The following is a 21,937-nucleotide window of genomic DNA, read 5'->3' on the forward strand; positions in this document are numbered from 1 at the left end:
CGACCGGAAATTAAGGGAATATAATCGTCAGCATTTCGTTAATTCTTCTGCCATACGTGTGATCCTTGAGCGTCCGTTCCAGTCCGCGAAGGGCTATTTCACGGCGCTCCTTCTCGTGGGCAAGGTAATATTCAACTTTATCGAGCAGCTCTTGGGGGGAGGAATATGTTTCGATCTCCACACCCGGCTTATAGAACCGCGCCAGGTCATCACGCGCATCGGTCAGCTGTAATGTTGCGGAAGCCGAGATTTCAAATGTTCTTGGATTCGGGGAAGCTGGTGGTATTTTGAGATGGTTGTTATTGACGGAATCGTCTTCGTGGGAACGGTGCAGGTTAATGACAATTTTGGTGCCGTTATATACATCATTGGTTTCCTGCGGACTCATCCAGCGTCCATGTTCAATCTTCTCGCCATAGGCTTCATAGTCTGGCAGACGGTCCCACCAGATGCCATTAAACACGGTATTGTGTGACATGATCTGAGCCATGATTGGGTTGAAAAAGTACACCCGGTTCCAGTAGGCCGATCCGATAAAACTGACGTCCCGGTGCAGCGGGGAAGGAGTCGTAATGGGAAAGTAGTGATTGGTGAACGCTGCAAACGGCAGGTAGTGGACGGATGCACAGCCACTCTGACGGTACAGTTCGACACAATTCAGCTCAAGTGTGAAGATATGGTCAAAATGATGAACACGCTCCATCGTCATATCCGTGTAGTACGGATCGTCCGTCAGCCAGATTGCGGTCGGAATGCCTGCCTGGCGAATCGCATCAATATGCTCAAGCGGAATATCCATGCCATCCAGTACCAGAACCAGATCGGGCCGATTTTGCAGCGCAATTTCAGAAACCGGCTGCCGTGGATCGGACAATGTTACCTGAGCGACCATGCCTTGCAGGGTGGCCATAATCGCTTCATCCAGCGGGGAATAAGGAAATCCTTTACCCGAAGAGACGTACAGGACGTGGAGCTGCCGGAAAGGCAAAGGTTCCTGTGCACAATTGACAATATAGTTGGCACGCCCGCGCAGATATCCTTCTTCCTTGCCTGCATCATAACCGGCATGCTGCCCGTTTTTGCGGGCCTGGTCAGCCAGGCTGAGTACTGGCGCATGAAAATTCCTCTTTTTACGGTGTTTGATAGACATACCGCCACTCCTCTTGTTTATGATAAAGTTCGCTGTATTACGGGTTGGCTCTATACATGTTCCAGCAGCTGGGCGATCCGGCGGGTAAACGTATGCTGGTTCAGCGTAGTCAGCAGCCCCCGCCAGGCCATGGCTTGCCGTTCTTCCTCGTGCTGCAGGTAATACTTGATTTTGCGCTCCAGTTCGGCTGCTGTCGTAAACGTCTCAATGTCATAACCCGGCCGGTAAAAGCGGGGCAAGTCATCACGCGCATCTGTAATTTGCATGGTGCCACAAGCACTGATCTCATACGTTCTTGGATTAATGGACCGACCTTCCAGGTGATGTGTATTGCGATTGTCCTCACCATTCTCGCAGGTCCGATGAATATTAATGACAATCTTGGCGCCATTGTAATAATCAACGGTCGTACTTGGATCAATCCATCCCTCATGGATAAACGGACCGAGTACATCCGACCGTGTCAGCCGCTGCCACTGGCCGCCGGCAATGAATACTTTTTTGTTCGCCAGAAAAGGGGCCAGCTCATCGAACAAGGCGATCCGGTTCCAGAAGCCCGTGCCGATAAAACAAATATCATACTGATGCTGCGGAGCAATGCGGCGTGGCTGAAACATGCCAGGATTCACGGCGAGTGGCATATAGATGACCCTGCTCGCACCATTCCCCTCATAAAACGGCACCGCCGCTTCTTCATGAGTGAATACCAGATCATAATGCTTGCAAATGGTCGCTGTATCTTCGGTAAAATACGGATCATCCACAAACCATACCGCTGTCCGAATACCGAGTGCCCGTATCCCGTTCACCTGCTCCAGGTGATCTGCAGGAAAAACATGCAATCCATTCATGACCAGCACGATATCCGGTCTGTGCTGGCTCGCATCCTGCAGCATGGTTGCCGGCGATCCAACAACACATTCGCGTACAGATTGCTGCAATGCTATGATGACACCTTCATCGATGGCATCAAACCCTTGCGGAATGTACAATACTTTCATATCCCGCAGGGTCGGCTCAAACATCTGCACTCGCTCCATCATGGCCTGACAGCCGCCGAATCTGCGGCCTTCAGCATATCCACTGTGGTAGGCTATCTTTGCTTCCGAGAGCGGTCGGTGTCGTTTTTTTGCCACATCCTTCACCCTGTCTTCCTTTCAGGAGACTCCATTCAGATTCTCCCCGAGATTGGTCTTCCCTCTAAAGGATATGCCCCGGGGTCAGATGCATCATGGACGGGTGTCCTGCAAGGCGCAAAATTGGCGTCTGCCCTCCACATCGGCCTGCACGGGCATGTCCGCTTCTGCGGCCAAACAAATAACCCGGAGGGAAGTGTCCCCCCGGGCGTCCTATGTTCGCATCCGCATCTATTGGTTTACCGAGATGCAGCTCTATCCGGTTACTGTGCCTTGTACGCCAGCTGATGTCCGTCCTCGAATCCCTTGGCGAAACCCGCGTTGAATCCCTCGTTGTACGCCTCGTTGTGCCCCTGACTGTACGCGTTGTCCGGATTCGGATCGATAGGGGTAGCCGGGACGACTGGTTGTACGGGCTTCGGACTCCGGTGCCGTCGTACCGTACGTTTCTTTTTTTTGAGCCACGCACTACGTCCTTTAAGCGTGCGTTTGTGCAGGACACGTTTGCCCTTAAGGGCACGCAGCTTTCTGATTTTGCGCAGACGTGCACCACGGGCAAGCAAAGCTCTTTTGGTTCTAAGCCGCAATTTCTTCTTTCTTAACATATCAACATTCCTCCTGTATGTCCCGAACGATACGTATCGCATATTCGGGGTCTTTGAGCCACGGCAAGCTAGGCTCCCCATGCTGGATTCGCGCCAGCCTGATACCCGTAACCATACGGGACATTTCTTCCTGATACCGACTCAGCAGACGAATGTTCTCGGCCAGATTGCGGGCAGATACTTCCGAATGAGCGGTTACACTGGCTACACTGTCCAGAATACGAGCCAGTGCCTGCTGGCTGTGTGCAATGGACTCAATAAGGGCCAGTTTAACTTCCTGCTCACGCTGCAGCAGACTCATTTTCCCAAATCTCCAAGATCCATGCCGCCAAACATGTCTCCGTCCATCCCGCCTTCTTCAGCACGGTTATCTACCATCACAGCTTTCAAATTGTTGCAGAGTCCTGTTTCCATCCGGGTTAACCCTTCCAGCATTTCGACCAGCTGGTCATGCATTTTCAGCGGCTCTGACACCTGATCACCATGGGTTAGAAATGCTTCACCGTTCAGATGATTCAGCGCCCAATTCCGGACTTTCTCGGCCTCAACCGCTTTGGCCTCCAAAATCAGTGCAATGTTCCACTGCATTTTGGCTGCAGCATCCAGCATCAGAATGAGACTTTGTTCTCTGCTCATGTTCTCTCACCCGCCTTCCGGGCTTATTCTTCCTCTTGTCCTGCCATCTCCCGCATGACCTGAGTCAGCGTTTCGGCAACAGCTTCTTCCAGATCTGCAAGTCCCCCCAAGTAGGAGATGATGCTTTTGTTGATTTGTCCAGAGCTATCGAGCAGACCGTCAACGCCATCCAGCTCCGGTTCGATATCCGGCAAATGATTAATAATGTCAGACATCCGCACAGCGATCTGGCGTTTGGCATCCAATACTCGTGCGAGCTGCTGGTGTGAGTGTGCAATATGTGTGAGAATTTCATCAACTTTGCTCTGCATGGTCCTCCTCCTTACCGTCACGGCCTGCTTCACCCATAGAAAAACCCGGCCTATCAGCATTTGCCTGCTACAGCATATGCCGGGCCGGGATCGTCAGTTACTCCAGCTTGCGCCTATATCGTCAAATAACATAACTCCAGTCGGAGGAGTATCGACTCAGGAATTGGCGCGTTCGTTCCTGCTTGGGCCTTAAAAATATCTCCTCCGGTGTACCCTGCTCCACCACATGGCCCCCTTCCATGAACACAACCCGATTCGCCACTTCACGTGCAAAACCCATTTCATGGGTAACGACGATCATGGTAATCCCCTCCTGGGCGATCGAGCGTATGACTGACAGTACCTCACCGACCAGCTCCGGATCCAGTGCAGAGGTCGGTTCATCAAACAGAATGACTTCGGGATTCAGAGCCAGCGCACGAGCAATCCCGACACGCTGCTGCTGTCCGCCAGACAGCATACTGGGATACTCATTGATTTTTTCTGAAAGTCCTACTTGTTCAAGCACACGCAGAGCACGTGCACGCGCGTCCGTTTTGGACATCTTCTGCGCTATGATCATTCCTTCCGTGACGTTATCCAAAACCGTTTTGTGTTTGAACAGATTATAATGCTGGAAAACCATGGCCGTTTTCCGTCTGATCTGCACAATATCGTGTTTGCGCGCATGTCTGCAGTCCACGCCGACACCGTTGATCTGTACTTTGCCTTCATCCGCACGTTCCAGAAAGTTTACGCAGCGCAGCAATGTCGTTTTGCCAGATCCGCTGGGGCCAAGAATGGCGACGACATCCCCCTGCTCCACAGTCAGATCAATGCCCTTCAATACTTCCTGCTTGCCAAATGATTTGTGGATATTGCTCAATGTAATCATGAAACCCCTCCTTTGCTATAGATGGCAACCCGGCGTTCCAGCAGAGCTGTGATCCGTTCCGCGATGACGGTCAGCCCCCAATAAATGACTGCTGCTGCAATGAAGGCCTCCAGAAATTTCAGACTGACGGATGCAACGACATCTGCCTTGCCGAGAATGTCCATCTGAGAAACCGTGAAGGCGAGGGTTGATCCATGCAGAAATCCGACAAACATGCTGCACAGATTGGGCAGTACAGCACCGATGGCCTGAGGGAGAATGATGCGCCGCAACGCCTGTGAAGTGCTCATGCCAACAGCGTGTGCAGCCTCCATCTGTCCACGATCCACAGCGAGGATACCCGAACGGATAATCTCGGACATATATGCTCCGGCCGTCAACGAGAAGGCAATTAACACAAACACCAGAATGGGAATGGAGGCGGATTGAAAGGCCCACCCGTACCGGGCAGCCAGTTTGTCAATAATCATCGGTATGCCGTAATAGATCAGAAACAAATGCATTAGCATCGGTGTACCCCGCAGAAAGGACACGTAGAAGGCTGCCACAGGATGAATCCAGCGAACCTGGTAGATTCGAATCAGCGCAGTGGCAAGACCGATTCCAAAACCTGCAATCAACGGGACAATCGTAATGACCAGCGTCAGCGGCAGTGCCTTCAGAATTTGAAAAAAAGATGTATAGATAAACTGGAGATCAATGGACATATACTCACCCCGCTATTCGTTTCAGGCGTTTAGCCCTGACCGCTGGCTTGTGTACCGTTCTCTTGCGTTCATGACGCTGCAGTCTGTGCTCAGCAAGAGCAAATCCTTTTTCAAGTACAATGACAATGACATAATAAACAACCGACAAGCTGATATACACCTCAAGCGCATGTGACGTAGCCGAGATCAGCGTCTGCCCCCTGCCCACCATATCCATGACACCGATGGAAAAAGCGAGTGATGTGTCCTTGAGCGAACCGATCAGCGTATTCGCCATATTGGGAAAAGCCACAATGAGTGCCTGAGGGACAACGATCCGCCGGAAAGACTGGAACGTGGTCATGCCCGCTGCATAAGCAGCTTCGGTCTGGCCCTTATCGACACTGCGAACCGCTCCCCGAAATATCTCTGCAAAGGAGGCAGCATCACTCAGTGCATAGGTCACGATGACAAACAGCAGCGGGTCGGTTCTGGACAGATCAATGCCCACTGGCTTGAGCAATTCGGGTAGACCGTAATAGACCAGAAACAGCTTGATAAGAATCGGTGTGCCCCGCATGAAAGATACATACAGGGTAGCGAGCTGACTCAGTACCGGAATCCGGTAGAGCCTGGGAACCGCCAGCAGCACACCACCCACCAGTCCAAGCACAATGGACCCGCCCAGTACAATCAGTGTTATATGCAAATACCGTAGCAGTTCCGGGATGAAGTCCAGAACCAAGGATAGATCAAATGATTTTCCCATTACCGCTTGCACACCTTTCTCCTAGCTACTCTTCAACCGTATAATCCGCTCCAAGCCACTCAGTACTCAGTTTGCTTAATGTCCCGTCTTCCTTGATGGATTTGAGGGCTTCATCCACTTTGGTTTTGAGCTCCTGCTCGTCTTTGTTGAGGATGAAGTACACTTTGGAGTTGGAAAGGGCCTCCCCTACCGTTTTTAACTGGGCATCAACTACCTTGTTCTGATAATCGATCGCAAATTGTGTACTGATGGTGGCATCCACCCGGCCGGTTTTGATCTGGGTATTCGTATCTTCCCCTGCTCCGGAATAGACAATTTCAATCTCGCCTCCATTCGCTGCATTCCATTTCTCAGCGAGTACAGCCGCATTGCTCGTAGCACCCACAATCAGTTTTTTACCTTTGAGATCTTCGATGGAATTCACATCCTGGTTCTTCTCACTCACGACCACTTTATTGGGGAAAATGTTATAGGCTTCATCATTAAACAGAAACTTGGCCTGTCTCTCTTCATTGACTTCCATCTGGTGAGCGATCAGATCAATTTTTTTCGTCTCCAGACTTAACAGCAGGTTTTTGAACTCCATTGTACTGAATTCAAACTCATACTCGGGCAGCCGTTTATCAATCTCGCGAATCAATTCAACATCGTATCCTGTCAACTTGCCATTCTCATCAATGAAGCAAACATTCGGAAACTGCGTACCTGTACCCACGATAATTTTCTTTACTTTATCTTGACCGGATGCAGATGTGGTATCTGCTTCATTTGAAGCGCTGCCTGTGCTGCATCCTGCCAGCACCGCCAACATGGTCACGAACAGCAAAGCTGTCCGGAATGGATGAATCCCCCGTTTTTTAGCCATTCCCGATCTCCTCCACAGGCTGTTACAGCCGATATGATGTGTACTCCCATGCCTCCGAATTTTAACTAACCATTCATACTTGTATAGTCGGAATTAGGTTGAACACAGAATATCACCGCGAGTCATCCTGAGGCAATATGAAGCCTAATAGGACATCCTGATATCCTTATAGAACTTCTCTATGCTGAAACTTTCTCCACAACCCATTCCATCAAAAAAAGCCTCTCCCAACCGGTCTGGCGGAGAAAAGGCTTTTCCCATTCATGATGTTTATCTATCTGCGACTGGCCCATTTGATTTTACGTGCGACTTCCAGCCGCTGGGATTGCAGAAGGTCAATTCGTTTTTCAAATTTGTCGCGTTCATCTTGGGTGTGTGCTGCATGCAGCTGGTTGCACAGCCCTGTCAATTTGCTGTTGATATAATCCAGCCGTGTCCACAATTCCTCTTCTGGTGATCGCTGCTGCTCCGCCATCGGCTGAAATATCTTGAGCTGGTGGATAAGGGACTGCTGCCATTCCTGATCCTGAATTTGGATGGCAAAATGCAAAAGATCCAGATAATCGTCGATTTGCAACGATACGCCGCAATCAGGTTTAGTATTCATTGTCGTCTCTCTCCTTATTTCAGTGCTTGGCTGGAATCAGTTACTTCTATTTTACAGGAAAAGGGCTACTTTAGGCGAGGGTTGAAAGTACGAAATTTGGGAATTTTTTCGGTTTTTTTGTGCATCGGAGTTTTCAATTCACATATAGACAGATTGAATTGGCGTTATATATTCCTGGAAGCCTTATTATGATAAAATGACTCCACAAATCTAAGATATTCCACTCGAAATAACTGGCTGTTATAACATAAAACCCGCCTTAAGGAACATCCTTTGGGCGGGTTTTAGCATTCCATTTCTCAATATCAGCCTTGCATCCGTTCAGGCCTTGTCATGGTGTGGCTGTCTCGTTAGAAGCAGCATGATAAATGAGATGATAATAATCGAAACCGTCCATGCCCACGCCATGGTCTGATTGCCCGAATCCACTGCAACATAGATTGCCGTAGGTAAGGTTTGGGTCTTACCAGGAATATTTCCTGCGATCATTAGCGTGGCCCCGAATTCCCCAAGTGCACGAGCGAACCCCAATATGAAAGCAGTCATTAACGCACGTCCGGCAAGCGGCAGCGAAATGTAGCGAAACACCTGCCACTCATTCGCCCCCATCGATCGGCCCGCATCCTCCAGGTCCCCATCAATACCGCTGAAACCGGATTTCATGGTCTGATATACCAACGGGAAAGCAACAACCACCGAAGCAATCACTGCAGCCCACCAGGAGAAGATGACCGGCGCCGAGAAAATGGCTTCAATCCATTGTCCCAGCACACTTTTGCGCCCCAGCAAAACGAGTAACAGAAACCCGACTACCGTGGGCGGAAGTACGAGCGGCAGCATAAACGCGGTTTCCAGAACAACTTTGCCCCGAAATGAGCGGCGTGACATCTTCCAGGCCACAGCGATGCCGAGTACGGCTGCAACTACGCTGGACAACAAAGCTACCTGAAGGGAAAGGCGCACAGGTGACCAGAATGCCGTCCAGTCGATCTCATTCACATTCATTCCGGAACAGAGAATCCGTATTTCGCAAATACTTCCAGCACTTCAGGCGTTTGCAAATACATATAAAATTGTTCTGCTTCTGTCCGGTGTTTCGTTCCTTCAATAATGCCTACCGGATAATTAGCCGGTGTATAACTGTTCTTGTCCACTTCAAACGCAATGTTCACCTGATCCGAAGTCATTGCATCCGTTTTGTACACAAATCCGGCATCTGCATTACCTGTCTCTACATACTGCAGAACCTGTCTGACATCCTTGCCCTGCACCAGCTTGCTTTTGAGCTGATCCCACAGGCTCGCATTCGTCAGTGCTTCCTTCGCGTATGTCCCTGCGGGAACACTTTCCGGAATCCCGATAGCTACGGTTTTGATCGAATCGGCCGTCAAATCCTTCTCGTTGGTTACTGCATTTTTACGATCTGCCGGAACAATCGCGACAAGTGAGTTTTGCAGCAAATTCTTCTGGTCAGCAGGTGCAACCAGGTTCTCGTCCACCAGAGCATTCATATTTTTCGTTGCCGCTGATACAAAAATATCGGCAGGTGCCCCCTGTTCAATCTGCTGTTGCAAAGCTCCCGATGCCCCGAAATTAAAGTTGAGTTCAATATAAGGATGGGCCAGCTCATAGTTGGTCTCGATTTCCTTCATCGCGTCGGTCAGACTGGCTGCCGCTGAGATCGTTAACTCTACCGTTTCCTGCGGCTCAGTATTCTCTCCCGAAGAACCCTCTCCTGATGTCACTGGTGCCGAGGACACCGGCTTAACTGCCGTAGATGAATCCGCGCTATCCGTGCCAGCACCACACCCCGCTAATACAAGTGCCAGTCCGAGGGACATGCTTCCCAGTATGTATCCTATCCTTTTTCTCATTTCTTCTCCTCCAGATCCCTCAACACGTTATGTTTGGTTATAACTAGTTATAATTAATTATATTTCATTATACATAAGATCAATCAAATAGGAAGGTCTAGTTTATACTGTCCTGCAGTTAATGGTATAGTACAAGAGACTACACCATCCTATTTAACAAATGATGAATGATGTTGATGAACGAAAACATATATGCTTATGCTTTTTCCATCCTGAAGGAGGATCTTCACATATGACAGAGGAGCAATCCTATACCACTGAAGAAATATCCAAGCTGCTCAAAATTTCCAAACTGACCGTGTATGATCTGATCAAAAAGGGAGACCTCGTCGCTTACCGTGTCGGCAAACAAATGAGAATTGATGCGACCGATCTGGAAGCGTACAAACGGCGTTCCAAGCAGCTGCAACTCCCAGGGGGCCAACGACCCGCTTTAAGCCATCCCTCAGGAGCCGTATCGGTAGCCGAAACCCGCGAATCCGGTAATGCTGCAGCTGCACATTTATCTGACAATTCTGCTCCTTTATCCAGACCGACATCCGAAGCTTCCCACGTTGTACCCGGGGATTCTCCAATAGCCCATGCGGCTCGCCATGTGGTCATTACCGGTCAGGATGTGAGTCTGGATATTCTGATGCGCCATATGGAGAAGCAAACACGGGACATTCGTCCACTGCGTTCTTTCATGGGAAGCCTGGACGGACTGATCTCGATGTACCGCGGTGAGTCCGATCTGGTCAGCACTCATCTGCTCGATGGTGACACGGGCGAATATAATCTGCCCTACATCCGCAAAATTCTGATTGGCTGGTCGTATGTCGTCGTGAACCTGCTGTCAAGGCCGGCCGGGCTGTATGTAGGGCGCGGCAACCCACGTGGCTTACAAGGCTGGGCAGACCTGAATCAGCCTGATCTCCGCTTGGCTAACCGCGAGAAAGGTTCCGGAGCTCGTGTATTGCTTGATGAGCAGCTTCGCCTGCATGGCATCCCTTCTTCCCGTCTTGTCGGGTATAACATGGAGGAGACCAGTCATATGGGTGTGGCCGCCAAGGTCAGTTCCGGTGAGGCTGATGTGGGAATTGGCATTGAAAAGGCTGCTCGTCTGGTCGGCCAGGTTGATTTCATTCCACTGACTCAGGAACGCTATGATCTGGTTATGTTGAAAAAGCCGGGTAATGAAGCGTGGACTGACTCGGTACTGCGCATCCTCCAGTCTTCGGAATTCAGGCAGGAGCTGCAAGCCTTCGAAGGTTATGATGTATCCCGTACAGGCGAAATTTTGTATGAAATATAATGTGACTCAACCTAATACGTTTGCCAAAAAACACACTTATGCTTCCAATACCTCAACATGCACGACTGGTTAGGTAAACAAAAGCAGCTGATCACGTGATCAGCTGCTTTCTTAATTTGATTTAGCTATCGTTTCCCGCTAGCTTAATGGATCACATTAGTGGTCGTTATGCTACCTACCACTTAATCCATTAAACTCATTTTATTTCATTATGTTCGGAATTAATTCAGAGCCTTTTTCAATTTATCAGCAACAGCTTGGGTATTGGATTGAATAGCAGCAGTTGCTTTGTCTAATGTTTTCTTCCCGTTTACTACCTGTGTCAGTTCCTTAAGTAGAATCGAACGAAATCTTAATTCAAAATTTGGTGACTTGTTCATGAGAGCATAATTTGTTATCGATGAATCCAGATTAGGTTTTAATTTATAGAACGCATCCAATTTGTAACCAGAGTACTCCTTAACCATGCGAGATAGAGGAGCACCGATACTATTATTCGAGTTATTGGGCTTATAGTATTCGGTAGCATAGTCATCTCCATTAAAATATTTGATGAAATCCCAAGCGGCATCAACATGAGCTGCGTCTGCTGGAATTGCGAATATCTCATTAATGAAAAAGTTCCCTGTTGACTCTCGATCCTTAGCCGCAGGGCCGGCAGCAATACCAAGCGTGAAAGGTTTATAATTCTTCACACCACTTTTTGCTGCTTGTAAGGACTGCAGCTGACTAATCGAGGCTACTTTCATAGCAGATCGTCCCATAATGAACGAGCTACTTTCCAAGTAACTTTTGCCCGACAGACTGATCCATTCGTCAAGTACCCCGGACTTCGTTGCCTCGCTCGCCAGACGATAGGCTTTTTTCCACGCAGTTGTATTCGCAGTAGCCTTTAGCGTATTTGGATCCATGTACGTTAACCCTTCTGTTCTGGCGATATCCATGACCAAATTGCTGGATCCAAAGGAGCTCAGGCCCCAAATTCGGGAGTTCTTATCTCCTTTAGTAGGGAATTTCTTAGCAAGATTTAATATCTCTTCCCACGTCATTCCATCACTTGGTACTTTAACATTGTACTTTTTAAATAAATCAGCATTATACAGAAGGGCGTACGAATCCGTTTTTGGGCTTAAGCCATAAAGTTTGCCACCGCCCTGTTCCTTCAATTCATCAAGCAGGCCAGGATATAATGTTGTCGTGTCATACGCATCTCGCTTAATTAACGGTTCTAGATCGACCAACTTTTTATCTTTAGACAGTTGTTGGTAATGGTATGGGGGGAGCATAACCAGATCTGGTGAATACTTTTGGATAGCCCCGTTGTAATCCTTAATCGCTTCCATACCTGAAGGTGCAACGACTTCGATATTTGTATTCGGGTACTTCTTACTAAACAAATCTCCATACGTCATGTTGAAATCGTCTTCGTTCCAGTACAATACTTTTAAAGTTCGTTTCGCATCTGCCTCGCTGTCCGCATTTGCGGAAACCTGTTTACCTGGGCTAAGAACTGCTGAAATACCAATTAACATAACACTAAGACTAACAAGCATGGCCTTCTGTAATACATTGTGTTTCAAAAATAAAACCTCCACCCATTTGTTGTTCAAACGATTATTCGCTTGTGTTGAACTAAGTATAGAGGTCAAAGCTTATCATCTAACTACCGGACTTCTTATCATTTCCTTAAATAATGCTGACGTTATTCAATGCATAAGAAATATCGCTTATAATTATCGTGCTGCTCTTCAATGTAAGAAAGATACAAGAATTAAGGGAGGAACTATGGCAGAAAGCACGATTTTGATGGTGGATGATGAAGCGGAAATCATTCAATTAATAAGTATTTATTTCAATAACGAAGGCTACAAGCTCCTGCAAGCGTCGAATGGCCTGGAAGCGCTGAAGGTTCTGCAGTCCCAACCAATCGATTTAATTGTACTTGACCTAATGATGCCCAAGATGGACGGGCTGCAAGCATGTATGAAAATACGAGAAACGAATTCTATCCCCATCATCATGCTCTCGGCTAAAGGCCAAGATATCGATAAAATATCAGGCCTCAGTATCGGCGCCGACGACTACGTAACTAAGCCATTCAACCCACTCGAGCTGATCGCACGCATTAAGTCACAGCTTCGAAGGATGAACCAATTCAACGCCGTCGCGGCTAACGCAAACGAAATACATATCGAAAACGTTATCATTAATATTGCGTCCCATACGGTAAAGGTCGATCAGCAGGAAATCAAATTGACTCCCCGCCAGTTCGCACTTCTTCACATGCTGGCAGTTAATAGAGGGACGGTGCTGAGTATGGATCGCATCTACGAAGAGGTCTGGAATGAGCCCTTTATGGAGTCAAAAAATAGCGTCATGGTACATATCCGGAAGCTCCGCGAAAAGATAGAATCTAACCCGCGCGAACCGCGGATCATTAAAACCGTATGGGGGATTGGATACAAAATCGAAAGCGATTTAAAAGCAAGGAGTGAGTAGGATGCAACCACAGTGGCTGTATACGATTCGTTGGAGATTAATGCTGATCATTGTTGCAAGCCTGGGTTTAACAGCAGCAACTATTTTTTTGGGGTATGTCATGGCGGGAGCGCTGCAAAAAATTGAATACGTGGCTGTCCCAATCAATTGGTTCATTGAGTACGCGGGATCCGTTCGTGTGATGATCATAACCGGTATCGTTCTGTTCCCCATCACTTTCTTCCTTGCCAGCCTCCGTTTGGTTCGGGATTTACGTGAAATCAACACAGGATTGCAGGAAATATCGGCAGGACGGTTCGGGCAGGTTGTCAGGGTTAGGGGCAAGGATGAGTTAAGCGTGATCGCGGAGAGTATGAATCAATTGAGCAGCGAATGGGATCATTATCTTGTGGAAATCACACGCGGTCTGGAGGAGATTGCGAGCGGGCAGTTCGAGCATCAAATCCCGGAAATTGCCGATCATCGACTGGGAGAGGTGGCGCTCAGCATCAACCAGATGAGCATGCAGTTGAAGCATTCGATCGCGGAGGAACGCAAGGCGGAAAAGACCAAAAACGATCTGATTACCGGAGTATCTCATGACCTTCGAACTCCTTTAACCTCGATTCTCGGTTTTCTCGAAGTCATCGAGAAGGATCGGTATCAGGATGAAGTGGAGATGCGTTATTACGTCAACATCGCATATGAGAAATCTTTGTCGCTTCGGCGATTAATCGACGAACTGTTTGAGTATACGCGTATCAACAACGGTATGCCTCTGGAACTGAGCGAGCTCGATATCGCCGGGTTAATCGGTCAGCTTGCCGAGGAATTCGTGCCGATCACGGAGAACGCAGGTATGGAAATCAGACTGAATATACAAGAAGGAGAATTCAAGACCCAAGCGGATGGAGGATTGCTGGTACGGGCGTATGAAAATATTATCGCGAATGCCATCCAGTACGGACGGACAGGCAAATATATCGATATTGATGTCGCGCAGGATGAAGACATGCTGATTGTGCGGATCCAAAATTATGGAGACCCTATTCCGGAACGGGATTTGCCTTTTATTTTCGACCGTTTTTACCGGGTAGAGAACTCCAGGTCGAAACAGACTGGGGGCACTGGTCTCGGTCTGGCCATCACGAAAAGTATTATCGAGGTACACGGAGGGGGCATCACTGCGCACAGCAGCAAAAAGGCAACCTGGTTTGAGACACGGATATCGATGTTCGGACCCAATCAGACGCAAGTGGCTGTTACGGAAGAAGTTCATAACGAGATCAAGCGGATACCGACCGTGCTCCCGGAACAAGGCCTTGCACCGAAACAAAGAATATCTCCTTGGCTTCGACGCCTGTCTCACTCCAGGATAGCTGCTGTACCCATGATCTTGTTGCTTGTCTGCGCGGTGGTACTATTCAGCGTTAAGAATTCATTTACCTCCAATCTCGTGGTAAAGCTGCCTTCCATCTTCTCTGAAAATGACGATTCAGCGCTGATGCCAACAAGCGGGAATAACGAGATGACTTTAATCACCGGTAAAACAGACAAAGGTTATACACTACTCATTCATAGATACATTTTCGACGGCCAGAGCCTAATTATCCAATACTCCATGAAACATTCTAACCAGATATCGGAGTCGCAGTGGGCGAAACAATCGGTCAAGCCAACGTTTATGTTGGACCCTTCAACGATAAAGGCGGTTCCTGGCATCGCCACGGATCCAGGTGTAGTGCTGGCCAAAAACGGCACCCTCAATTTTCATTTTATCGAGACCTTGCCACCTCCAGACCAGTTCCTGTTGAAAATCAACGTAAACCAGTTAGTCCTGTCCAATGACCCGGCTCAGCAGGATCTGCTCAAAGGAGACTGGAGCTTCGAAATTCCTGTGAAGAAAAATTATGAACGAAAAGCCAACGGTCAAAGCGCGCCATTGCTGGATGATACGGTTTCTAAAGAATGACATTAAGCTATACTGCCCGATCGTATGATGAGATCAACCATTTCTTTTTGGTTGATCCTTTTTGTATTTACTTCGAGGATTAGGATAACAAAAAAGGCCAACCCGTTATCACTGGTTAACCTGAGAATACGAAAAGCCGCTGCATTAGCGACTTTATCGTCTACTGGAGAATATTGAAAAAATGAACGCTAGTCCGATTTCGTATCTTCATTTTCCGCATTTTTGAGCTGCTTTCTCTCGATATGGGCCTTCCCCCATTGATGTAAGGTTTCCAAAATCGGAGAAAGACTCATACCGTATTCCGTGATGGAGTACTCCACTTTCGGAGGGACTTGAGGATAAACGACCCGCTTGACGATCCCTTCCCCCTCCAACTCGCGCAGATGGAGCGTAAGCATCCTTTGCGTGATATCGGGCAGCAATCTTTTTAATTCATTGAACCTCAAAGGTTCACCTTGAAATAGATGGTAAAGAATCATCGGCTTCCATTTACCGACAATTGAATCCAGCGCCACAACGAATTGACATTGGGCAGGGTTCTTTTGCATGTGTTCTCCTCCGTTACAGTACCTTTTTTAATACTATACCACATGAGTGTGCGTACTTCACAAAAAGTATATATGCGATATGATTAATCCAGAAAGTGTATTTAATTCAATTACAGAAAGGAAGTTTTAAACCATGTCAACCGTATTATACATCACCGCACATCCTCTTGATGCTCAGTCATCTTATAGCCTCGCAGTTGGGAACGAATTTATTGAAGCATACCGTGAGGCAAACCCATCAGATGAAGTTGTTTATTTAGATCTATACCAAGAGAACATTCCGGATATCGATGCTGATGTCTTACGCGGTTGGGAAAAGATTCGATCAGGTTCTTCTTTTGATCAATTGACGGATGCTGAGAAATCAAAAGTAGCTCGTCATGAAGCGATTATTGACCAATTCGTGGCTGCCGATAAGTATGTGTACGTCTCACCTATGTGGAATTTCTCGATCCCACCGGTTCTGAAAGCATACACGGATTCGACTTCAATTCCAGGTAAGACTTTCAAATATACGAAGATGGCCCTGTAGGTCTGTTGTCCGGCAAAAAAGCATTACACATTCAAGCTTCCGGATCCATATATTCGGAAGGTCCGCTTGCTCCGATTGAAATGGGATACAGCTATCTAAAAAAGATACTACATTTCTATGGAATTCAATCTATTGAGGCAATTTTTGTGGAGGGAACGGCATCATTAGAGCAAGCACCAATTATTAAGGAAAAAGCCATTGCAAAAGCAAAGGAAGTTGCCAAACGTTTCTGATCGTTCATCTCGTCTTCAATGAATTCAGATCCATTGTCAAAACACTTTCGGGTGCAGTCGGATGATGATTGGCATATCTGGAAGGATTCTGCTCGTTAATTGAACCAAAAGCAGCCGATCACTTTGATCAGCTGCTTTCTTGTCTTATATTAAGCTAATAGGATTACATTTCTAGCTGTAATGTGAACTACCACTTATTCCATTAATCACCCTTTACTTCATTATCGTTCGGAATTAGTTCATCACGTTGACTTACCAACGATTCCTCTTTATAATTCGGACATCAAGAGCCAAGACGATCCCAGTCGGTTGTCGACTTTAAAGAAAAGCAAAAGCGGATAATGTACTGATTGTCACCCAAAATGGATCTTGATCTTTAAACAAACTCAAAAATGAAAGATGTGAAGAAGTGATGAGTAAGCAGAAAGTATACTACGGTAAAGATATCGAGGTCATGTTTAATTCGGAGGTATGCATTCATTCCGGTATTTGCGTAAAGGGCCTTCCTGGTGTTTTTGATTTAAGCAAGCGTCCTTGGGTTAATCCCGATGCTGACACTACGGAAGCAATTGCCCGGCATATTGACACATGTCCAAGCGGAGCACTGACGTATAGACGTCTGGACGGTGAATACTTAACAGAGAAAGAGGGATAAACATGCATATTGCAGAACATGATACCGACAATAAAAGATTTCTCATTCGAGATAACAGCGGCATTGCTGCGGTGATGACCTATGTAATCTCAAGCCCGGAGCTTTACATAATTGATCACACCTTTGTCGAAAATGCTTACCGAGGACAAGGGCTTGGCGATAAACTTATCCAAGCTATGGTGGAATACACGCGGCAAAACAATATTAAGATTTTACCCTTATGCCCGTTTGCCAAGGGACGATTCGAACGTATATCCGAATACGCTGATGTTCTCCATAAATAATTACTAATAATATAATTAGGACAATAATAAAGAGAGAGCCTGAAAGCACGAGATTTCCTCGTCCTCCTCAGGCTCTTTTTATGTCTGTAAACCGATCCTGTATTGTCGGAAGAGAATACAGGATTAGACTGGCCTGCTTTCATTGAGCTATCGTTACCCGTTAGTTCCATACGCATATACTGTGTAAAAAATCGGGCCCCAATCCACATCGAACGGATCCCTGCTTCATCTTCTTACGGCTTGGCAGTACCGTTAATCTTCTCGAAGTACGGGGTCAGCTTTAAGCCGAGTTGCTCAAACTGCCGCTGCTCTTCTCTGGTCAAATTCTCCTCATGACTGACCCCATTTTCATCTGTGATCTTCAGCTTTAATTGCATCAGCTGCTTTGTCAGTTCCATATATTCCTTAAACTCGTCCTCTGTGAGCTTGCCTTTTGCTGCCTGAAGCATCCCTTCAATCTCTTGATAGTCTTCTTGTGTACCACCGTGCTGTTCAATAATCGAAGAAGAACCAAAAATATCATCGGCCAGATAGGAAGCAGCAAATGCGGCAGACGGAATTAGAATGGCTACTGCGGCAATACCTGCGAGCATGCGTTTTTTCATAGGAGATCTCCCTCTCTTCTCATTAACATAGTGTTGGTAGGACTGCCTGACACGTCCATACAACTCGGGTGGACAGTGCATCGAATCGGCCACCTGAAGAAGCTCTTCACGTAATTCCTTGTCAATGGACATAAGCGTCTCCTCCCGTCATTTCGATTCGTTTGCGGAGTTCTTTCCGCGCCAGATGATGCCTGGATTTAACTGTGCCAACGGGGATCTGCAGCATGTCCGCAATTTCTTCCAGGTTATAGTCGTGAAAATAGTGGAGTATGACAACTACACGAAGTTTGTACGATAACTGGCGGACAAGGCTGAAGAGCTCATGCTGCATTTCGGACTGCAGAACAGCTTTGTCTGTCCAGTCGAACGGTTGTTCACAAGTCATCTGGCGATTTCGTTCAAAGAGACGAATTCGCCGCCAGGTCTTTCTTTTCCAATCCTGGACAAGACGGATAGTGATCCCGTGCAACCAAAACCGGAACGGCCGGTTCGTATCGTATTTGTGATACGACCGCCACATGTGCATGTAAACTTCATTTACGATTTCCTCAATGTCCTGTTTGTTGTTGACAAGAAAAGCAACCGTCCGGTAGACGTCTTGGTGAGTCGCCTGATAGACAAGCTGAAATGCCGACTCATCGCCAATCGCTGCTTTTTCAAGCCATAGGATTAACTCTTTATCATTCATGGGGGCCCCTCCTGAACGTGTTACAATTCTTAATTCGCTCCCTTGGGGAAAAAGGTTCAGTATAAGTAATAACTTTTTTTGTTAAGTAGTCCTTTGTATTAGCCTTTCTGTGTCAATATTATTCCCTGCAAATGTATGTGTATATGGAGAAAACCATCGACAAGGATGTATATGTAGAAAATGTTCTTTAACAAAAAAACAGTCGATCTCTAGTGACCAACTGCCTCTTTATCTTTATTGATCTAACCTTTATCGATCCCACTGCTCCATAACGCCGAATATCTCCGTGAATCAATGGCAGGGTTCCGTACCAGTTTTTTCTCTATAACTCAGTGTTTCTCCATTAGACAGCAAAACAGTTTACTTCAATCGTCATCACACCACATTCTTTCGTTACAAATCCCCTAGTTTATTTACGAACTTTACAGATAAAATAACGCTTGCCACACCCAATACACTGAAAATGACATATAGAAAGTCCGGACTCAAAGTAATTCGCAGCAGCCCGAGAAAATTAGGAAACTGCATCAGGAAGACGGCACAAATGACTGTCGGAATGACCGCCCTCTTCCAAATTCCGAACAAAAATAACGGAATTAATGAGGCAAGTGCGGCGGCAATGGAGTGTATAACCATTCGGATCGCATAGTTCGTCAGGTCAGCTGCCGTTGGCATTCCCGGAATAACCTCCATAACCTGGTTGAGCGCAAAGGTCGCAATACCGCTAACTCCAAAGGACACCAACGTACCGATGAAAACCGCCAACACAATAAATACCACCTTGGCCATAACAAGTCTTTTTCGGCTGAATGGGTATCCGAATGAAAGAGCTATCGTCTTATTCTTATATTCTTCAATGAATACATGATTGATCAGGGACGCTCCGAACAAAATAAACCCCATCTGCATGGCTATCATCAGGTCCAGAGCCGCAGCATAACTCTCTCCAAAACGAACGCTTGGCATATCGGCAAAAACAACCTTGAGAAAAAATATCGGCAAGAACATGAGTATAAGCCAGTACGTAATCGCTTCACCAATCACTTTCTTACGCTCCAGCTTCTTCCATTCCAGCTCGATTAATTTCAGCATATCGGATTCATTCCTTTCCCTGAATTTGATGATAGAAATAGTCTTCCAGTGTACTGTTAACTTTTTGGATCTCCTCGATTTCAATCTCATGCTCAATCAGCAGCTTTGTAATTTGACTGGTCGATACGTCCGTATCATACACGCGGATTCGCTGATTTTGGACGATTTTGATATTGGATATTCGAAGCTCATGCTCAAGTAAAAAGGCGGATTTCTGCACATTCGAGGTCAAAAGTTCAATATAACCGGTACGCTGGCTTCGAATATCGGACAATGTGACTTCGTCAACCAATTGACCGTGTTGAATGACGCCAATTCTATCGGCCACCAGCTCAATTTCCCCTAGGATATGGCTGGACAGGACAAACGTAATCCCATATTCCTGGTTCAGCGTTCGGATCAAATCTCTCATGTTTTTAATGCCGATCGGGTCCAGTCCGTTCGTGGGTTCATCCAACACGATCAATTCCGGCTTGGTGATGGCGGCCCTGGCAATGCCAAGACGCTGCTTCATGCCAAGCGAGAAATCCTTCACTTTTTTATCTTCGATCCCTTCCAATTGGACCAGATCCAGAGCTTGACGTATAGCTGTCTTATCGTAATAACCCAAGTATTCGCAATGAATTTGGAGATTCTCCATGGCCGTCATGTGCTCGAAAAATATTGGGTATTCAATAATGCTCCCGACCCTCTTGAGGCCCTCTTTCGAGGCTTCTGAAAATTTCTTGCCAAACAGCATAATCGCACCGGATGTCGGTAGAACGAGTCCTGTCAGCATTTTCATGATGGTTGTTTTACCTGCGCCGTTAGGACCCAACAGACCATAAATCTCACCCTTTCTCACATTTAGATTGACACGCGATACAATGGATTTCCCTTTTACGGTTTTGCTCAGATCCGTAGTTTGAATAATGAAATTCATGAGGACCACCACCTGTGTTCACAATTTGATTTCATTTGTTATTGATCTCTATCTTAGATCAGAGAATGGACTTATTCCTTTCCCGTTCCTTACATGTTTCTTAAGAATGAATTGAAAAGGGCTGCGGCTGAAATAAAAAGAGACGTTGAACAAAAGAACAACATCTCTTGGATGAATCGCTAGTAGGTTAATTGCTTGAATTTGCAAGTAAAAATGGTCTTTTGGTACGGCTCCGAGCTGCTTAGACTGATCCATCCGTTCATTTCTTCCGTTAGGCGCTTGGAAATACTGAGTCCCAGCCCACTTCCCTGGAATTGCGGGTTCCGTGCATCATCCAGGGTATAGAGTCGTTCGAATACGCGTTCCTGATGAATTTCTGCAATCCCTTTGCCCCGGTCCCACACGTCTACGGCTACATACTCCCCTTCTTCCCGAACCGTCAACCCGAACACACCGCCGTCGCTTCCATACCGAATGGAATTTGATATTAGATTGCTCAATATTCGATGCAGCGCATCCTTGTTACCATGAAAATAAAAGGGCAGCTCCGGAATGTCTATTTCAACCCGAAGATTTCTGGAAACCAGCAGGTCGTAAAACTCAAGAACGCTGTTCCGGCAAACCTCGCTCAATGATATTTTGCTAAGCGGGATATCATAATCCTCCGATTCGATTTTGACAAGATCGAAAAATTGGTTAAGCAAGGTGATCAGACTGTTTACTTTTGTATTCAACCGTTGAATGACTTTCTCTTCTTCTTGCGCGGTTAACGCATTTTTATCATTCAGTTTTTCCGTGTAGCCAAGAATGACCGTTAGCGGCGTCTTCAAATCATGAGACATGTTCGAGATCATTTTCTTTTGGCTGTCCTTCGTTCTTGCATAGTCCGCAAATACCTTCTGTTTGTTATCCAGCAGACGGTTAATTTGTGTAAGCAGCTGCCTAACGGCATGGTCGCCTGTGGGCACTAACACTTTCTCGGCCGTATCCTGATTCAAAATATCGGATATTTTATTCGTAATCTCCAGGAGACTTAGATTTCGTTTCTTTTCTCTATAGAATAGCACTCCAATAATTGCAACCAATACGGCAATAATGACGGATAAAAGAAGGACCATGTG

The 21,937-nt window shown here is 46.8% G+C and carries 25 protein-coding genes and 1 pseudogene; 6 read left to right on the forward strand and 20 right to left on the reverse strand.

Annotation, left to right across the window (positions count from 1 at the left end):
• Window positions 1-10: 10 nt before the first annotated feature.
• The 13 genes from HP552_RS07710 to modA all read right to left on the reverse strand — a co-directional run bounded on the left by HP552_RS07710 (window position 11) and on the right by modA (window position 9,513).
• A complete protein-coding gene (locus HP552_RS07710; protein ID WP_175394974.1) occupies window positions 11-1,150 on the reverse strand; it encodes a CgeB family protein in 1,140 nt (379 codons plus the stop codon).
• Window positions 1,151-1,200: 50 nt separating this feature from the next.
• The gene (locus HP552_RS07715; protein WP_312884234.1) at window positions 1,201-2,295 is read right to left on the reverse strand and encodes a CgeB family protein; all 1,095 of its coding nucleotides are present in this window, start codon (window positions 2,293-2,295) and stop codon (window positions 1,201-1,203) included.
• A gap of 254 nt (window positions 2,296-2,549) precedes the next feature.
• A complete protein-coding gene (locus HP552_RS07720) occupies window positions 2,550-2,891 on the reverse strand; it encodes a FliH/SctL family protein (RefSeq protein WP_175394949.1) in 342 nt (113 codons plus the stop codon).
• A gap of 1 nt (window position 2,892) precedes the next feature.
• Complete coding sequence (locus tag HP552_RS07725) at window positions 2,893-3,192, reverse strand: hypothetical protein (protein WP_175394975.1); 300 nt, start codon at window positions 3,190-3,192, stop codon at window positions 2,893-2,895.
• Window positions 3,189-3,527: an alpha-helical endospore appendage domain-containing protein gene (locus tag HP552_RS07730; RefSeq protein WP_175394976.1), complete on the reverse strand. Its 339-nt coding sequence runs from the start codon at window positions 3,525-3,527 to the stop codon at window positions 3,189-3,191. The genes HP552_RS07725 and HP552_RS07730 overlap by 4 nt, the downstream gene beginning before the upstream one ends.
• 23 nt (window positions 3,528-3,550) lie before the next feature.
• On the reverse strand, window positions 3,551-3,838 hold the full coding sequence (locus HP552_RS07735) for a nucleoside-diphosphate sugar epimerase (RefSeq protein ID WP_175394977.1): 288 nt from the start codon (window positions 3,836-3,838) through the stop codon (window positions 3,551-3,553).
• Between the two features lie 121 nt (window positions 3,839-3,959).
• A complete protein-coding gene (locus HP552_RS07740; protein ID WP_175394978.1) occupies window positions 3,960-4,712 on the reverse strand; it encodes an amino acid ABC transporter ATP-binding protein in 753 nt (250 codons plus the stop codon).
• Complete coding sequence (locus HP552_RS07745) at window positions 4,709-5,419, reverse strand: amino acid ABC transporter permease (RefSeq protein ID WP_175394979.1); 711 nt, start codon at window positions 5,417-5,419, stop codon at window positions 4,709-4,711. The genes HP552_RS07740 and HP552_RS07745 overlap by 4 nt, the downstream gene beginning before the upstream one ends.
• Before the next feature lie 4 nt (window positions 5,420-5,423).
• Window positions 5,424-6,167 (reverse strand): amino acid ABC transporter permease, encoded by a 744-nt coding sequence (locus tag HP552_RS07750; RefSeq protein ID WP_175395065.1) that lies wholly within the window; start codon window positions 6,165-6,167, stop codon window positions 5,424-5,426.
• Window positions 6,168-6,192: 25 nt separating this feature from the next.
• Window positions 6,193-7,032: a transporter substrate-binding domain-containing protein gene (locus HP552_RS07755; RefSeq protein ID WP_175394980.1), complete on the reverse strand. Its 840-nt coding sequence runs from the start codon at window positions 7,030-7,032 to the stop codon at window positions 6,193-6,195.
• A 274-nt stretch (window positions 7,033-7,306) separates the two neighbouring features.
• Window positions 7,307-7,639: a hypothetical protein gene (locus tag HP552_RS07760; protein ID WP_175394981.1), complete on the reverse strand. Its 333-nt coding sequence runs from the start codon at window positions 7,637-7,639 to the stop codon at window positions 7,307-7,309.
• A 321-nt stretch (window positions 7,640-7,960) separates the two neighbouring features.
• Window positions 7,961-8,644: a molybdate ABC transporter permease subunit gene (gene modB / locus HP552_RS07765; protein WP_175394982.1), complete on the reverse strand. Its 684-nt coding sequence runs from the start codon at window positions 8,642-8,644 to the stop codon at window positions 7,961-7,963.
• Window positions 8,641-9,513: a molybdate ABC transporter substrate-binding protein gene (gene modA, locus HP552_RS07770; protein WP_175394983.1), complete on the reverse strand. Its 873-nt coding sequence runs from the start codon at window positions 9,511-9,513 to the stop codon at window positions 8,641-8,643. Before modA ends, modB begins: the two co-directional genes overlap by 4 nt.
• A gap of 232 nt (window positions 9,514-9,745) precedes the next feature.
• Here modA and HP552_RS07775 point away from each other — a divergent pair, with 232 nt between their 5' ends.
• The gene (locus tag HP552_RS07775; protein ID WP_175394984.1) at window positions 9,746-10,807 is read left to right on the forward strand and encodes a helix-turn-helix transcriptional regulator; all 1,062 of its coding nucleotides are present in this window, start codon (window positions 9,746-9,748) and stop codon (window positions 10,805-10,807) included.
• A 221-nt stretch (window positions 10,808-11,028) separates the two neighbouring features.
• On the opposite strand, the gene HP552_RS07780 is transcribed toward HP552_RS07775, so the two are convergent.
• Entirely contained in the window at window positions 11,029-12,387 is a 1,359-nt protein-coding gene (locus tag HP552_RS07780; RefSeq protein ID WP_175394985.1) for an ABC transporter substrate-binding protein, read from the reverse strand.
• 205 nt (window positions 12,388-12,592) lie between these two features.
• Between HP552_RS07780 and HP552_RS07785 the strand changes: the two genes are divergently transcribed.
• Both HP552_RS07785 and HP552_RS35575 read left to right on the forward strand, forming a co-directional pair.
• On the forward strand, window positions 12,593-13,306 hold the full coding sequence (locus tag HP552_RS07785) for a response regulator transcription factor (RefSeq protein ID WP_175394986.1): 714 nt from the start codon (window positions 12,593-12,595) through the stop codon (window positions 13,304-13,306).
• A 1-nt stretch (window position 13,307) separates the two neighbouring features.
• Window positions 13,308-15,257, forward strand: a complete 1,950-nt coding sequence (locus HP552_RS35575) for an ATP-binding protein (RefSeq protein WP_175394987.1) — start codon at window positions 13,308-13,310, stop codon at window positions 15,255-15,257.
• A gap of 188 nt (window positions 15,258-15,445) precedes the next feature.
• Here the strand turns inward: HP552_RS35575 and HP552_RS07795 are convergent, their stop codons facing one another.
• Window positions 15,446-15,805, reverse strand: a complete 360-nt coding sequence (locus tag HP552_RS07795; RefSeq protein WP_175394988.1) for a winged helix-turn-helix transcriptional regulator — start codon at window positions 15,803-15,805, stop codon at window positions 15,446-15,448.
• 133 nt (window positions 15,806-15,938) lie between these two features.
• Here HP552_RS07795 and HP552_RS07800 point away from each other — a divergent pair.
• The 3 genes and pseudogenes from HP552_RS07800 (at window position 15,939) to HP552_RS07810 (ending at window position 17,509) form a co-directional block, all read left to right on the forward strand.
• Window positions 15,939-16,570, forward strand: a pseudogene (locus HP552_RS07800) (FMN-dependent NADH-azoreductase).
• Between the two features lie 412 nt (window positions 16,571-16,982).
• A complete protein-coding gene (locus tag HP552_RS07805) occupies window positions 16,983-17,225 on the forward strand; it encodes a (4Fe-4S)-binding protein (RefSeq protein ID WP_175394989.1) in 243 nt (80 codons plus the stop codon).
• Between the two features lie 2 nt (window positions 17,226-17,227).
• The gene (locus HP552_RS07810; RefSeq protein ID WP_175394990.1) at window positions 17,228-17,509 is read left to right on the forward strand and encodes a GNAT family N-acetyltransferase; all 282 of its coding nucleotides are present in this window, start codon (window positions 17,228-17,230) and stop codon (window positions 17,507-17,509) included.
• A 233-nt stretch (window positions 17,510-17,742) separates the two neighbouring features.
• Here the strand turns inward: HP552_RS07810 and HP552_RS07815 are convergent, their stop codons facing one another.
• The 5 genes from HP552_RS07815 to HP552_RS07835 form a co-directional block, all read right to left on the reverse strand.
• Window positions 17,743-18,246 carry a DUF3600 domain-containing protein gene (locus tag HP552_RS07815; protein ID WP_175394991.1) on the reverse strand — a complete coding sequence of 168 codons (504 nt, stop codon included), beginning with the start codon at window positions 18,244-18,246 and terminating at the stop codon, window positions 17,743-17,745.
• Window positions 18,236-18,802, reverse strand: a complete 567-nt coding sequence (locus HP552_RS07820) for a sigma-70 family RNA polymerase sigma factor (protein WP_175394992.1) — start codon at window positions 18,800-18,802, stop codon at window positions 18,236-18,238. Before HP552_RS07820 ends, HP552_RS07815 begins: the two co-directional genes overlap by 11 nt.
• 393 nt (window positions 18,803-19,195) lie before the next feature.
• Window positions 19,196-19,894: an ABC transporter permease gene (locus HP552_RS07825; protein ID WP_175394993.1), complete on the reverse strand. Its 699-nt coding sequence runs from the start codon at window positions 19,892-19,894 to the stop codon at window positions 19,196-19,198.
• A 7-nt stretch (window positions 19,895-19,901) separates the two neighbouring features.
• Complete coding sequence (locus HP552_RS07830; RefSeq protein WP_175394994.1) at window positions 19,902-20,816, reverse strand: ABC transporter ATP-binding protein; 915 nt, start codon at window positions 20,814-20,816, stop codon at window positions 19,902-19,904.
• Window positions 20,817-20,995: 179 nt separating this feature from the next.
• Window positions 20,996-21,934, reverse strand: coding sequence for a sensor histidine kinase (locus HP552_RS07835; protein WP_175394995.1), 939 nt, complete (start codon window positions 21,932-21,934; stop codon window positions 20,996-20,998).
• Window positions 21,935-21,937: the final 3 nt, after the last annotated feature.

It is taken from the genome of Paenibacillus xylanilyticus (assembly GCF_013359935.1).
GTDB lineage: Bacteria > Bacillota > Bacilli > Paenibacillales > Paenibacillaceae > Paenibacillus > Paenibacillus xylanilyticus.

Bases quoted from the DNA above. Each gene is read 5' to 3' on its own strand.
- HP552_RS07710 (WP_175394974.1), bottom strand. From the start codon at position 1,150: ATGTCTATCAAACACCGTAAAAAGAGGAATTTTCATGCGCCAGTACTC.
- HP552_RS07720 (WP_175394949.1), bottom strand. From the start codon at position 2,891: ATGTTAAGAAAGAAGAAATTGCGGCTTAGAACCAAAAGAGCTTTGCTT.
- HP552_RS07725 (WP_175394975.1), bottom strand. From the start codon at position 3,192: ATGAGTCTGCTGCAGCGTGAGCAGGAAGTTAAACTGGCCCTTATTGAG.
- HP552_RS07730 (WP_175394976.1), bottom strand. From the start codon at position 3,527: ATGAGCAGAGAACAAAGTCTCATTCTGATGCTGGATGCTGCAGCCAAA.
- HP552_RS07735 (WP_175394977.1), bottom strand. From the start codon at position 3,838: ATGCAGAGCAAAGTTGATGAAATTCTCACACATATTGCACACTCACAC.
- HP552_RS07740 (WP_175394978.1), bottom strand. From the start codon at position 4,712: ATGATTACATTGAGCAATATCCACAAATCATTTGGCAAGCAGGAAGTA.
- HP552_RS07745 (WP_175394979.1), bottom strand. From the start codon at position 5,419: ATGTCCATTGATCTCCAGTTTATCTATACATCTTTTTTTCAAATTCTG.
- HP552_RS07750 (WP_175395065.1), bottom strand. From the start codon at position 6,167: ATGGGAAAATCATTTGATCTATCCTTGGTTCTGGACTTCATCCCGGAA.
- HP552_RS07755 (WP_175394980.1), bottom strand. From the start codon at position 7,032: ATGGCTAAAAAACGGGGGATTCATCCATTCCGGACAGCTTTGCTGTTC.
- HP552_RS07760 (WP_175394981.1), bottom strand. From the start codon at position 7,639: ATGAATACTAAACCTGATTGCGGCGTATCGTTGCAAATCGACGATTAT.
- modB (WP_175394982.1), bottom strand. From the start codon at position 8,644: ATGAATGTGAATGAGATCGACTGGACGGCATTCTGGTCACCTGTGCGC.
- modA (WP_175394983.1), bottom strand. From the start codon at position 9,513: ATGAGAAAAAGGATAGGATACATACTGGGAAGCATGTCCCTCGGACTG.
- HP552_RS07775 (WP_175394984.1), top strand. From the start codon at position 9,746: ATGACAGAGGAGCAATCCTATACCACTGAAGAAATATCCAAGCTGCTC.
- HP552_RS07785 (WP_175394986.1), top strand. From the start codon at position 12,593: ATGGCAGAAAGCACGATTTTGATGGTGGATGATGAAGCGGAAATCATT.
- HP552_RS35575 (WP_175394987.1), top strand. From the start codon at position 13,308: ATGCAACCACAGTGGCTGTATACGATTCGTTGGAGATTAATGCTGATC.
- HP552_RS07795 (WP_175394988.1), bottom strand. From the start codon at position 15,805: ATGCAAAAGAACCCTGCCCAATGTCAATTCGTTGTGGCGCTGGATTCA.
- HP552_RS07805 (WP_175394989.1), top strand. From the start codon at position 16,983: ATGAGTAAGCAGAAAGTATACTACGGTAAAGATATCGAGGTCATGTTT.
- HP552_RS07810 (WP_175394990.1), top strand. From the start codon at position 17,228: ATGCATATTGCAGAACATGATACCGACAATAAAAGATTTCTCATTCGA.
- HP552_RS07815 (WP_175394991.1), bottom strand. From the start codon at position 18,246: ATGTCCATTGACAAGGAATTACGTGAAGAGCTTCTTCAGGTGGCCGAT.
- HP552_RS07820 (WP_175394992.1), bottom strand. From the start codon at position 18,802: ATGAATGATAAAGAGTTAATCCTATGGCTTGAAAAAGCAGCGATTGGC.
- HP552_RS07825 (WP_175394993.1), bottom strand. From the start codon at position 19,894: ATGCTGAAATTAATCGAGCTGGAATGGAAGAAGCTGGAGCGTAAGAAA.
- HP552_RS07830 (WP_175394994.1), bottom strand. From the start codon at position 20,816: ATGAATTTCATTATTCAAACTACGGATCTGAGCAAAACCGTAAAAGGG.
- HP552_RS07835 (WP_175394995.1), bottom strand. From the start codon at position 21,934: ATGGTCCTTCTTTTATCCGTCATTATTGCCGTATTGGTTGCAATTATT.